Genomic DNA, 13,186 nt, shown 5'->3' with positions numbered 1-13,186 from the left:
GCTTCACTTTGCCGTAGCTATGGTTACTGACTTCGTCAGTTCTATCCACAACCTCAAAGCAGTGCTTTGAGCAACCTGCGGCTAGCTTCCTAGTTTGTACTTTGATTTTCATTGAGTATAAACAAGCGACGCCATCGTTTTCTTTCCATACTAACCTCCATCAAAAAAAGTCCTCACACAAAAAACTTGTGTGAGGACGTCGATGCGCGGTACCACCTCAATTATAGGGAATTTCCCTATCGCTCTGTCTCGCAATAACGAGATGCACTGTAAGGTGTGCTCACCGAATTTTTATGATTTCAAATTCTAAATAACATTCAGCCCAATTTTCATCATCACCACTTATCTGTTTTCAGCTACCACAGACTCTCTAAAAAGTTTATATGATTACTTTTCTGAATGGTTAAATTATATCATTTTTCAACTACTTGTCAAGACTCTTTTAGCATTTTTTTGAACTATTCAAAAACTTCCCCTATAGAAAAGGGGAAGCTTGATAGGTATCAGCCTGAATTACGCAATCCTGTCGCAATTCCGTTGATGGTTGTATGGATTAATTTTTCTTGGTCGCTTGATAATTCTCCTCGGCGTTGACGTTTAATCAACTCCAACTGGATATAGTTAAGGATATTAAAGTAAGGCATACGGTAATCCAAACTTGCTTTTAGATATGGATTTTCAGCCAAGAGTTCATCATAACCTTCGATAGCCAAGATGACTTCCTTGGTAACTTGCCATTCATTTAAAATAGTCTCATAGATTGCTTTTACTTGATCATCTTCACAAAGTTTAGCATATTCAAAAGCAATATTCATATTTGATTTTGACAAGACCATGTCGACATTTGAAAGAAGCGATTGGAAGAAAGGCCAGTTTTGGTACATATCTCGTAAGATAGCGATATTCTCTGGATTTTTATCGATAAATTCCTTGAAGCTTGAACCAACCCCATACCAACCAGGGAACATGACGCGACTTTGCGACCATGAGAATACCCAAGGGATGGCTCTCAAACCACCGATTTCAGTAATCGTCTTACGAGCGGCTGGACGAGAACCAATGTTAAAGCTTGAAATAGCCTTGATTGGACTTGACTCGAAGAAATAATCATAGAAATGGTCATTCCCAAAAACTAAATCACGGTAGATATCGTAACTACGGTCCACTACTTGGTCCATAATAGCTTCATAACGATTTGAAGTATTTGTATCGCTCTTCTTCTGAGTAATCATACGGTTAATGGCTGCAGATACTAGCATTTCAAGGTTATAGTAAGCTGCGTCTTTATTACCGTATTTATTCCCAATTACTTCACCCTGCTCCGTCAAACGGATACGATCCTTGATAGACTTGAGCGGTTGAGATGTGATGGCTTCATAGGTTGGTCCACCACCACGACCGACAGTCCCACCGCGACCATGGAAGAAGGTAACCTTAACGCCAAATTCATCTCCAATAGCAGTCAATTGTTGTTGAGCCTTGTAGAGAGTCCAACATGATGATAAGTAACCACCATCTTTATTACTGTCAGAGTAGCCCAGCATGATTTCTTGATAGTTATTGCGTGAAGCAATCCATTTCTTAGCAAGAGGAAGAGAAAGGTATTCTCTCATGGTTTCTTCTGAGTGGTCCAAGTCCTCGATTGTTTCAAAGAGAGGAACGATTTGGACACGGGCTCTTTCTTTATCAACTAGCCCTACTTCTTTTAGCAAGATAGCCAATTCCAGCATGTCTGATACGCTGGTTGCATGTGAAATGATAGTCTGACGAATAACATCATCTCCCAACTTATCTTTCAACTTACGAGCAGCCTTAAAGATTGCTAATTCTTTTTCAAGTAACTCTGATTTTTCAACGTGAGTGGCAGAAAGAATACGTGGATCTTCTTCTAATTCTTTCAAAAGCAGCTGGCATTTTTCTTCTTCACTTAGTTCACTATAATGCGAATGAATACCTGCTGATTTCAAGAGTTCAGCTACACAGGCCTCATGAACACTAGAATCTTGACGCATGTCAATAGATGCCAAATAGAAACCAAAAATTTCAACTGCCTGGATCAACTCCACAAAATCACCAGAAATCAGTGCTTCACCCTTATTTTCCAAGAGGGAATCACGAATAGTAATCAAATCCTTATAAAAATCATTGGCCGTTTCATAGCGAGCCCCAACTTCCTTATCCTCAATCAGATAGGTTTTTGTTGCTTGGATTTTTGACTGAATATCAAATAAGGCACGGCGGTAAAGCTCTTTTTCACGGTAGATCGAGTTATCCTTGGATTGACGAGCCATTTCTCTGACTTGCTTGCTCACATTGACAATACTGGTTGAGAGAGAGAACTCACGATAAAGTTGGTAAATCTTTTCATCATAGTAGTTCATGATGACTTCACACTGAGTCATAGCAGATTGTTTCAAAGTATCTGCTGTAACAAAAGGATTCCCATCACGGTCTCCACCAATCCACATTCCCATGGTAATTGGTTTAGGATGTTTTAACTCCAAGCCATGTTTTTTAGCCAGACGCTTGTACTCAGCAGTCAAATGAGGAACTGCCTTCAGGAATGAACTATTGTAGTATTCCATAACATTCGTGATTTCATTGGTTACTTTCAATTTCTTTTCACGAATCATGTCTGTCTGCATGATAATCTCAATGTAACGACGGAGATCATTATGCCATTTTTCCTTATTAATCAAGCCTAATTTCACATCACGATACTTACGCAAGAGGGTGTGGATATGGTTGGTCAAATCCAGCATACTCTTACGTTGAACTTGTGTTGGATGGGCTGTCAAAACAGGGACAACATTCAAGTGTTCTAGAATTTCAACCGCATTTTCTTTTTCAGCAACCATTTTGATCGTTGCTGACAACTTACCAAGATAATCTTGATCAATATTATTTTGGTGGTTGATTTCATAAGCCAAATCCACGTCTTCTGAAATATTAATCAAGAGAGGCAAAATTGAGAAATAGCGTGAAATATAAGCCATTTCATCATTTGACAGACTAGTAACCAATTGGTTCAAGCCTTGATAATCTTCTTGAGTTGACAATTCTTTCAACTGCATGATTTTTTCAAAAGTCTCTGGGGCAAGCATATTTTTAGTGATATCTTCTAACAATTCTGTTAAAATCAATACTTCTTCTTGCACGACAGCTTTATTACTATAGTTTTCTAATTTTTGAAGAGACATAGGTAATCCTTTCCACTATCAGCTCTACATATAGTTTGAGGAGTGAGCTTCTAACTCCTCATACAATTGAGCACGCTTTTCACTTGCATCAATATTTAAGACAAAGGCGATGGCTACAGACAAGACTAGGAGACTGTTCCCTCCTTGCGATAAGAAAGGGAAGGTTACTCCTGTCGAAGGAATAATACCAGAAATTCCACCGATATTGACAAAGACCTGGATCAACATCATCCCCCCAACCCCAATCGCCATCATAGAATTAAAGGGATTCTTAGCACGAATTCCTACTAGGATGATTCGTAAAATAAGGAAAAAGACAAGTGATAAAATCAAGCTGGCTCCTACAAATCCAAATTCTTCGATGACAATAGAAAATACAAAATCTGTATGGGCCTCTGGTAAATAGCCACGTTTTTCAATTGAATTTCCTAAACCTAGACCAAACCAACCACCATTTACCATGGCAAAGTAGGAATTTGCAAGTTGGTGGCCTGCTCCTGCCAAATCAGCAAAGGGATTAAAGTAGGCACTGAAACGCTTAGCAACGTAGCCAAATATTGGAATTTTTGAAAACTTATCAACCCCAATAAAAGAAATCAGTGATAAGGATAGGGCAGAAACTCCTACCAAAATTCCCAAAAAGGCAATAAACCATCTATAAGCGATACCACTAATCGTATACATAATCAAGGCAACCAAAGCTAAAATAGAAGCATTCCCCAAATCTGGGAAAATAGCAAGGCTCCCAATCAGTACAAAGAGAACAAAGCGCCAGTCATTAAATGCACGAGGAAGCCACTGATTCTGTGTCAAAACTTGAAAATCATAAATAGCTATATCCTCTTGTTGTTTGGAAAATCTGTTTGCTAAATACCAAATAATAATAATTTTCAAATATTCGGCTGGCTGAATGGTCAAAGGTCCTACAGAAATCCAGCCATAGGCTCCATTGACAGGAATACCAATTATCCGAGCCAAGGCTAATAGAATCAGCTCAACGAACATAACGATAAATAGAAGACGTTCGTTTCTTAAAAAATTCAGTTTCAACTTATATATCAAGGCAATCAGTATCAAACTAAATATCCAAAATAGTCCCTGACTTCGGACCAATTGCAGTGCACTTTGGCCTTCTTGAATTAAAATAGCACTGGTTGTCGAATAAACCACAATCAAGCCCAAAATAGATAAAAGCAAGTAAGGAACTAGAATAGAATAATTTAATAGGTGCCTTTTACTAATCTTCATAGTATCACCAATCTAATGAGAACAACACAATTGCTTCCCAAATTCCGTTTGTTTTCTAGTTTTGATTGCTATTATACCATTTTTTCCGAAAGAAAAAAACTCTTATCCCTCAGATAGACCATTTTTGTCATAAGAAAAAGAGCACTTGGCCCTTTTCTGTTTTATTCTTTTGATGAACTGCTTGAGCTTGAATCTCCACCACCGATATATTGGGTAAAGATATTTTGGAAGGCTTGATCTTTAACCTTGATATTAGCTGCTTGTAATTCTTTTCCGATAATGCTTTGAACAAATGTTGAATCATTTTGTTTTTGAGTCAAGATAACAGTTTTTAATTTTTCTTTGTAGTCATCGATATTAGATGATTTTTCTGTTTTCTTAATGAGTTTTACAATGTAATATTGGCTACTGTAAGCTTGTGTGCCAGCGGCTGTGATCACATCAGAAACACCGTTTACATCTAGAGCAAATGCCGCTTTCTTAACTTGTTCTGGTACTTCTGTTGAAGCAGAATCAAAGGTGATTTCTCCACCATTCGCTTTAGTTTTCTCATCAGTTGAGTTATCTTTAGCTAATTGAGCAAAGTCTGCATCACTAGCTTTGGCTTTTTCAAGAATTTCTTTAGCCTTGTCTTCATTGTCCAAACGGATGATTTGAGCCGTTACATCTGGAGTGTATTCGTCAAATGCTTTCTTATAGGCATCATCTGTCAATTCAGCTTCTGCTGCTTTTTTAACTGCCAACTCAACTAATTTACTTGTACGAATTTGAGCTTTACGTGTTTCAAGAGTCATTCCTGCTTGTGACAAGACACGTTGGTAGTTCTCACCATATTGTTTTTCTTCTTCTGCAATAGTATCGTTGACTTCTTTGTCATCTACTTCTGAGCCATATTGCTTCTCAAATACTTTTTGGATGGTCAAGTTCAACAACACTTGTTGAGCTGAAGGATTGCTTTTCACTTGCTCATAAAATTGATGTTCTGTGATAACATCTCCTTTCATGCTGATAAGGTCTGCCCCTTCTGAACCTTTCGAACAAGCTGCTAAAGTTGCTACTGATAATAGTGTAATGGCTCCTGCCAATAGTTTTTTCTTCATGTCTACTCCTTTGAGATAAGTGTTACTCTATCTATTTTACTATATTTTCTTAAATTTTTCTGAAAATCATTCGCTGTCAGGCAATTGAACATCTGCTAGATTTTTACGAAGCATGAGAATGCCGTCTCCCAGAGGTACTAGTGTTGCGGTGAGTCCTGGATTGTCTAAAGTTGCATCAAATAGTCTTTGAAGGCCTCGATAAATGGTTCGCTGACCTCGACGGACTTCCATAATGTCCTTGGCAACATCTCCACCTTGGAAAATATCATCCAAGACAACCACACCTCCAACGTCCAAATGTTTGAGGATTTCTGGCAGAAAGACGATGTATTTAGACTTGGCTGAATCCATAAAGACGAAATCATAGGACTCTGTCAGGGTAGATAAGACATCTACCGCATCTCCCTCTAGGAGAGTGATTTGCTTGCGACTGTCAAACTGGGCGAAATTTTCCTTGGCAAATCCAATCATCTCTGGATTGCGGTCAATGGTTGTAATCTTGGCCTTTGGCGCATGTTCCGCCATCAAGAGGGCTGAAAAACCGATAGCCGTCCCAATTTCCAGAATGTTTTTAGGTTGTATGGTTTCCATGAGAAAACGGAAATAAGCTACCGTTTCATGGGGAATAATGGGAATATTTTCCTTGCGGGCAAAGTCTTCTAATTCTTTCAAAGATCCTGTGACTTGCTTTTGACGCTGACGCATTAAGTCCACAATTTCTTCCTTGACGACAGGACGACGCATGTTATGGTTGGCATTCTTGCTATATGATTCAACCATCTTATGCCAATCCCAATTTTTCAACAAGGGCTTCAAACTCATTCAAACGACGTTCGAAGACTGCAAAGGCATCGTTGAGGTAGTCTTCCTTCTCCATATCAACTCCAGCTTTTCTCATGACATTAAGTGGATAGTCAGATTTACCTGCCTTGAGGTAGTCGATATAGCGGTCACGGTCTTCTTGACTACCATGGACAATCTTTTCAGCCAAGGCTGAGGCTGCTGCAAAGCCTGTTGAATATTGATATACATAGTAGTTATAGTAGAAGTGTGGAATGCGAGCCCACTCGTATTGGATTTCAGGATTGTCTTCCTTACTCAAACCATAATACTCTTGGTTCAAGTCTGCGTAGAGTTTATTTAAGAAATCGCTTGTCAAGACTTCACCATTTTGATCCGCTTGGTGAATGGCGTGTTCAAACTCAGCAAATTGAGTTTGGCGGAAAACTGTTCCACGGAAACCATCTAAGAAGTTATTGAGAATAGCAAAGCGCGTTGCATCATCTTCTACTTCTTCCAATAATTTCTCCGTCAAGATATTTTCATTAGTGGTTGAAGCAATCTCAGCCAAGAAGATAGAATAATCTCCGTAAACATAAGGCTGAGTTTCACGAGTATAGCTTGAGTGCATACTGTGACCAGTCTCATGGACAAGGGTAAAGAGATTGTCTAGATTGTCCTGCCAGTTAAGAAGCATAAAGGCATTAGTATCGTAAGAACCACCAGAGTAAGCCCCTGAACGCTTGCCTTGATTTTCGTAAACATCAATCCAACGCTCGCTGAAGGCACGTTTGACACGGCTCAAGTAATCCTCACCCAAGACTGCCAAGGCTTCTTCTGCTTTTTTCAAGGCTTCTTGGTAGGTGAAACTATATTCAACAGATGAAAGTGGTGTGTAGACATCGTACATCTTGAGGTCTGAAATTCCCAAGATTTTTGAACGAAGCTCAAGGTAACGATGCAAGAGTGGCAAATGCTTGCGAACTGCTGCCACCAAATTGTCATAAACAATCTCTGGAACAAAATTGGCCGCTAGGGCTGCATGACGCGCACTCTTGTAGTTGCGAACTTTGGCACGGTAGTTTTGAACCTTAACATTGGTTTGCAAGGTTTTGGCATAGGTATGTTGGAATTGTTCATAAGTCACATAAAGAGCTTGATAAGCACCACGACGCACCTCACGGTTTTTAGACTCCATCAAACGCATATAAACGCCATGTGATAATTGTACTTCGTTACCATCTTCATCTTTAACAAATGGAAAGACGATATCTGCATTATCTAAAATAGCAAATGTTTCACTTGCCGAACCAAAGATTTCTCCAGCTCCAGCCAATAGCTCTTCTTCTCGTTGTGAAAGAACGTGTTCCTTGCCTTGCAAAAGCTTGTCAAAATAGTGTTGATAAACCTGCAATTTTGGTTGAGCCTCTAAAAAGTCAGCATACTGCTTTTCACTAATTTCCATAAATTCAGGCTCATAGAATGAAAAGGCTTGGTCCAGCTGGCTATAGAGAGTCATGGCCTTGGCATAGTACTCTTGATACTTGGCTTCACGAGTGTCCTGGTCATTTTTCATATGAGCATAAACGTAAAGCTTCTCCATCTGGCGCTCCATATCAAGAGAAAATTCAGTAATTTCGAGTAGGCTATCCGCACTATCCAAGAGATGGCCTTCATACTGGGCTACTGTCTCCAATTTTTCTGTTAACTCTTTTAAGGCTTCTTCCCAAGCCTGGTCAGTTGGGTAAATCGTTGATAGATCCCATGTATCTTTTTCATTTATTTCATGTCTTTGTAATATCATTAGATTCCTCCATCCTTTCTATTCTACCATATTTTTTAAGAAATATTGCTGATAAAAGGCTGGTGGATAGAGCTTTTGCCAATCATTTTGAGGATTTTGTTGATAATAGGTTTGAAAATACTGATAATAGCGAGTCAAATCTTGATCAATTTGGCAAAAATTACCTACTAGTGGTCTTATTTGTGGATACAATTCTTTTAGTCCATAAGTTAGGAGATTTTCTCCCTTTTGATAGGCTTCTGCTTGTTCTTTCATCCAAAAGGGATTTTGATAGTACAGTTGTTGTCGGATATAGCGACAGATGTCCTTGTCCTGAGAAACTGTAAAATGAGATATTTTTTGTTTCTTATAGGGAAAACGTAATATCTCCAGTAGACTACCGTGAGCATAGGGAAATTCCTTGATTTGATAATAGAGTCTGCCTCTGAGATCCTGGTGGATGAGATATTTAAGCCTTAAAACCTGTTTTTCCTTGTCTACTTCCCAAACATAAAATCCCATGTTTTGACTGAAATAGAGAAAACCTTGTTGCAGACGAGTCAAGCGGTCTTTGAGCCACAGTTTTTGACCCAGCAACCACAGTACTTGGTACCCCTGACTACGGTAACCCTCACTGCGCTCTTTAAGAACTATTTGAGGCAAGGGGCTACACTGAACCTCTAGAGCTAGATTGCCATTTACAAATATATCCGCAATCTGTTTAAGCTCTGGAAGCGGGTGTTCTAATTGTACCTCTGTCTCTTTTTTCAACCACTGATAAAGAACTTCCTTATTTGTCAAGTGTTCTGGGCTTTCATTTTCAAATGAAAAATCACAGTCTTTTAAAGATTTATGGGCAAAATGGGTTCGGACACTTGGTCCTTGCCGCAAACGGAGCTGACCTCCACAAGCCGGGCAGGTGTAGGCTTGCTTCTCAAGCTTATCCTCTAACACATTTACCAATTCTCCCCTAGTATCTCTCGCAACAAACATGATTTCCCTCCTTTTCTATATTATTCGTAAAAAAAGAAAAAAGACCAGGAAATTTCCTAATCTTCATTCATGTTTATTTGATTTTCTTAGCTAGCATGGTCGCAAAGCGTAGTTGAATGCGATTGCCATTCTCATCGCGACGGTGCAAATGGCCTGGATTTTCATTGTACTTAACCAATTCCCAGCCCTTGTAATAGTCTGCCAATTCCCCTTCTTTAAAGGTAAATGGGAAGTTCACAGAGCAAGGGTAATCTTCCGTATCCATAGCACAAACGATAAGATTATAACCACCGACCGTGGTATGCTCCTGCATATTTTTGATAATTTCAGGAATGCGGTCTGCTTGCAAAAACATCAAAACAACTGTCGATACGATGAAATCATACGCTTGCCCAATACTGGCTGAATTGATATCGTAAAGACCAACAGGCATATCTAGGTCTTCCTGCTCAACAATGCTTTGCAAGATTTCAAGGGCCAATTCATTTTGATCTACAGCTGTCACATCAAAACCTTGCTGGGCTAGAAAGAGTGCATTACGACCTTGACCACAGCCCAAATCCAAGGCTTTCCCTGGTTTTACTGTCTGCATGGCCTCTAGAACCTCTGAATGAATAGGATTGGTATTGTATTTCTTAGGAAAATAATCCTCAGGTTTACAATAAAATTCCAAATACCATTCCACATCGTCTGTAGCAGCCTCTACTCGATGCCAAGCTTGAGGTTGTGCCATGGGATTGTCGGCTCCTGCTTCAAAGAGGTGCTCAGCTAAAACCTCACCATCTTCTGTCAATTCAATAAACTTGAGAACTCCTTTTAAAACAGTAATCTTGCCCCAAGTCCCAACCTTGGTATTGTGTTTCTGCTGAACAGCCTCTGGCATAGTTTCTTTAGTCCACAAAGGCATACGTTTATAGGCAACTAGTTTTTCCATCTTCATTCCTCTTTTTATCGCTGATTAACAGCTTTCATAACACGCGCAATATCGCGATTCTGCTCACGACGTTTGATTGACTCCCGTTTATCATAGTCATGCTTCCCTTTAGCTAAACCTAAAAGGAGCTTGGCATAACCATCTTTGATATAGACTTTAAGAGGAACCAGGGTCATTCCTGTTCCTTTGGTCTCTTGTTCCAACTTTTGGATTTGCTTTTTATGAAGTAAGAGTTTTCGACGACGTTCTGGTTCTTGGTTCCAGATATTGCCCTCTTCGTAAGGAGCGATATGAACATTGCTCAACCAGACTTCTCCATTTTTTACTTGGGCAAAGCCATCCTTGAGATTGATTCGAGCTGCTCGTACACTCTTGATTTCAGTTCCAGTCAGGACCATCCCTGCCTCTAGCGTATCTACGATAGTATAGTCGTGGCGCGCCTTTTTATTTTGTGCGACGACCTTTCCCTCGCCCTTTGCCATGCTTGGCTCCTTTCTTAGCTACTTCCTTGTAAAAAGGTTTCTTGCCCTTTTTCTTCTTGTCTTTTTGTGAATGCTTTCGCTTATCATTTGAGCGTCCTGATTTTCTCTTATCTTCCTTCTTATCTGAACGACGATTTGAACCACGCCCTCTGTCTTTGCGACCAGCTTGTTTCAAGCCTTTCTCAATCACATCAAACTCACTTGGAATGTAAGAGAAATCAATCTCGCCCGTCATCTTGTCGGCTCTTTCAACTCGGATACGGATTTGCTGACCTACACGGAAGGTTGTTCCTGATTTCTCCCCACGAAGAGTCAAATCACGTTCGTTGAAATGGTAGAACTCAGGCAAATTGGTGATGTGAATCAAGCCTTCAACTGTATTTGGCAATTCAACAAAGAGACCGAATTTGACGATACTTGATACAACAGCATCGTACTCTTCACCCACGTATTCTTCCATATACTCAGCCTTTTTCATGGCTTCGACTTCACGCTCAGCCTCAATAGCACGACGTTCACGGTTTGAGGACTGGGTCGCAATCTCTGGGATCACTTGCTCAAAATGCTCTGCTATTTCCGTAGAACAGCCGTAATCCCGAATCATACGGTGAACAAGAAGGTCTGGATAACGACGAATAGGACTAGTAAAGTGAGTATAATAGTCAGCAGCTAGTCCATAGTGGCCGTGATTGTGCTCCGAATAGCGAGCCTGCTGCATAGAACGAAGAAGCATCATGGATAATACATCCGCATAAGGCTCTCCCTCAACAGCACGCATGATGTCTTGGAGGGCCTCCTGGCTAATCTTACTGGCAGTCCCATAAATGCACAAGCCAAAGCTCGAAGCATAATCAATAAACTTCTGAACCTTTTCAGCCTTTGGCTCCTCATGGATACGATAAATAAAAGGCAAATCCAGCTTGCTAAAATGCTCGGCAACTGTTTCATTGGCCATCAGCATAAAGGATTCAATCATGCGCTCAGCAACACCACGCTGACGAAGAACGATATCAACAGGCTTACCCTGTTTATCCACTAAAATCTTCGCTTCGGTGGTATCGAAATTGAGGGCTCCACGTTTCACACGCATGTTTTCTAGAGTTTCATGGAGCTTAGCCATAAGTTCAATACTTGGAACAATTTTCTTATATTCTTGTCTCTTTTCCTCGTCGCCAGCTAGGATATCATTAACATCACTATAGGTCATACGAAAACTGGTCTTGATAACTGTTTGTGTAATGGTGTAATTGACCACACGACCATGTTTATCAATCTCCATAATAGCAGACTGGGTCAGGCGGTCAACTTGAGGATTGAGGGAGCAAATTCCATTAGACAGTCGTTCTGGAAGCATTGGAACCACACGGTCTGTCACATAGACAGAAGTCGCACGGTTAAGGGCTTCCTTGTCAAGGGCAGAACCCTCGGTCACATAGTAGGAAACGTCTGCTATGTGAACTCCAAGCTCCAGATTGCCATTTTTCAAAGCCTTAATATGCACCGCATCGTCCAAGTCCTTGGCGTCCGCACCGTCAATGGTAAAGGTAATCTCATCTCTCAAATCCAGACGGCCTTCCATATCCTTTTGAGACGGAGCATCAGGCACACTTTCTGCCTCCTTGACAACAGCCTCTGGAAATTCTGAGACAATGTCCATAGACTCCAAAACCTCAAGGACATCAATTCCGACATCCGTTGAATGCCCCACCACATCGAGGACACTAGCGACAAAGAAATCATGTTTCTTGCTTGGGTATTTATCGATAAAGACCTTGAGAACTTCTGTTCCCTCCAGTTTAAGGGCTGGTTTCTTCACATAGATCGGTTGACTGATTTTCTGATTTTTCGAACGGATGTAGCCAGCATACTTGGGCTTTTCCTGATCTAGAACGATTTGACCGACAACAGTTGTCAAACTGTGTTCTAAGATATCGATAATTTTGGCTTCGGCAGCTGTTCCCTTGTTACGATCAGCAACTTTCTTGATGACGACCTCAACGGTATCACCATCAATAGCATAGTTGACATCGTTTTTCCCTACAAAAAGGTCGTCCTCCTCGCCTTCTAGGCTGACAAAACCAAAGCCATTTTTATGAGCATGAAAAATCCCCTTGAGAGTAATCTCATGTTTTTTCTTGACTTCCAAAGTAAACGTTCCATCTTCTTCAAAGCGAATCTGATGCTTTCTTTCCATTAGGGACAAGGTTTTAATCAACTCACGAAAATCCTTGGACTCGTCTTTTCCCAAAGCCTGAGCCAAGTCATTGACAGTCACCTTTCCCTTATCTTGTAAATATTCTTTTATTCTATCTTTCATATTTTCTTTCTAGATTTTTTCTTTTCTTTTACTGTAAAACCTTCTCAAACATCCTTTAAAAATAAAAAGAGGCAAAGACCTAGTCCTGCCCATTATTTTCTTATCTACTTGATAATACCGTCAATGCTAAGGCAATGGCTAGCCAGAAAAAGACTAAAATCCCTGTCAAACGCTGCATTACAGCTTCAAAACCGCGTGCTTTACTGCGTTCAAACAAATCACCTGAGCTGGCATCAAATACATTGCTGGATTGGTTTTTGGTTGGTTGCATGAAAATCGCAATCACAATCACAACAGATAATACTAATAAAATGGTTAATAATAGGTTATACATATCAAACTCCTTAAA

Annotated in this window: 10 protein-coding genes and 1 other annotated feature; all 10 genes read right to left on the bottom strand. The window is 40.1% G+C overall.

Annotated elements, in window-relative coordinates; translation table 11 throughout:
• Positions 1 to 189: 189 nt before the first annotated feature.
• Positions 190 to 407 (bottom strand) — a binding site (T-box leader).
• Between the two features lie 96 nt (positions 408 to 503).
• The 10 genes from ppc to secG all read right to left on the bottom strand — a co-directional run bounded on the left by ppc (position 504) and on the right by secG (position 13,171).
• Entirely contained in the window at positions 504 to 3,200 is a 2,697-nt protein-coding gene (gene ppc, locus K4Z77_RS01265; protein WP_000058173.1) for a phosphoenolpyruvate carboxylase, read from the bottom strand.
• Between the two features lie 24 nt (positions 3,201 to 3,224).
• Positions 3,225 to 4,448: a cell division peptidoglycan polymerase FtsW gene (ftsW, locus tag K4Z77_RS01260; protein WP_224218200.1), complete on the bottom strand. Its 1,224-nt coding sequence runs from the start codon at positions 4,446 to 4,448 to the stop codon at positions 3,225 to 3,227.
• 161 nt (positions 4,449 to 4,609) lie between these two features.
• Entirely contained in the window at positions 4,610 to 5,548 is a 939-nt protein-coding gene (gene prsA / locus K4Z77_RS01255; protein ID WP_101782210.1) for a peptidylprolyl isomerase PrsA, read from the bottom strand.
• A 66-nt stretch (positions 5,549 to 5,614) separates the two neighbouring features.
• On the bottom strand, positions 5,615 to 6,328 hold the full coding sequence (locus K4Z77_RS01250; protein ID WP_101782222.1) for an O-methyltransferase: 714 nt from the start codon (positions 6,326 to 6,328) through the stop codon (positions 5,615 to 5,617).
• A gap of 1 nt (position 6,329) precedes the next feature.
• The gene (pepF, locus tag K4Z77_RS01245) at positions 6,330 to 8,132 is read right to left on the bottom strand and encodes an oligoendopeptidase F (RefSeq protein ID WP_224218199.1); all 1,803 of its coding nucleotides are present in this window, start codon (positions 8,130 to 8,132) and stop codon (positions 6,330 to 6,332) included.
• 18 nt (positions 8,133 to 8,150) lie between these two features.
• Complete coding sequence (locus tag K4Z77_RS01240; RefSeq protein ID WP_153193290.1) at positions 8,151 to 9,104, bottom strand: competence protein CoiA; 954 nt, start codon at positions 9,102 to 9,104, stop codon at positions 8,151 to 8,153.
• Positions 9,105 to 9,177: 73 nt separating this feature from the next.
• Positions 9,178 to 10,038 carry an SAM-dependent methyltransferase TehB gene (gene tehB / locus K4Z77_RS01235; protein WP_224218198.1) on the bottom strand — a complete coding sequence of 287 codons (861 nt, stop codon included), beginning with the start codon at positions 10,036 to 10,038 and terminating at the stop codon, positions 9,178 to 9,180.
• Between the two features lie 14 nt (positions 10,039 to 10,052).
• Positions 10,053 to 10,520, bottom strand: coding sequence for an SsrA-binding protein SmpB (gene smpB / locus K4Z77_RS01230; protein ID WP_001051750.1), 468 nt, complete (start codon positions 10,518 to 10,520; stop codon positions 10,053 to 10,055).
• Positions 10,483 to 12,837, bottom strand: a complete 2,355-nt coding sequence (rnr, locus tag K4Z77_RS01225; RefSeq protein ID WP_224218197.1) for a ribonuclease R — start codon at positions 12,835 to 12,837, stop codon at positions 10,483 to 10,485. The genes smpB and rnr overlap by 38 nt, the downstream gene beginning before the upstream one ends.
• Before the next feature lie 100 nt (positions 12,838 to 12,937).
• Positions 12,938 to 13,171 (bottom strand): preprotein translocase subunit SecG, encoded by a 234-nt coding sequence (gene secG / locus K4Z77_RS01220; RefSeq protein WP_000282517.1) that lies wholly within the window; start codon positions 13,169 to 13,171, stop codon positions 12,938 to 12,940.
• Positions 13,172 to 13,186: the final 15 nt, after the last annotated feature.

Origin of the sequence: Streptococcus mitis subsp. hohhotensis (assembly GCF_020089495.2) — a bacterium.
Lineage (GTDB): Bacteria > Bacillota > Bacilli > Lactobacillales > Streptococcaceae > Streptococcus > Streptococcus hohhotensis.
This window is presented reverse-complemented; position numbering and strand designations above follow the sequence as displayed.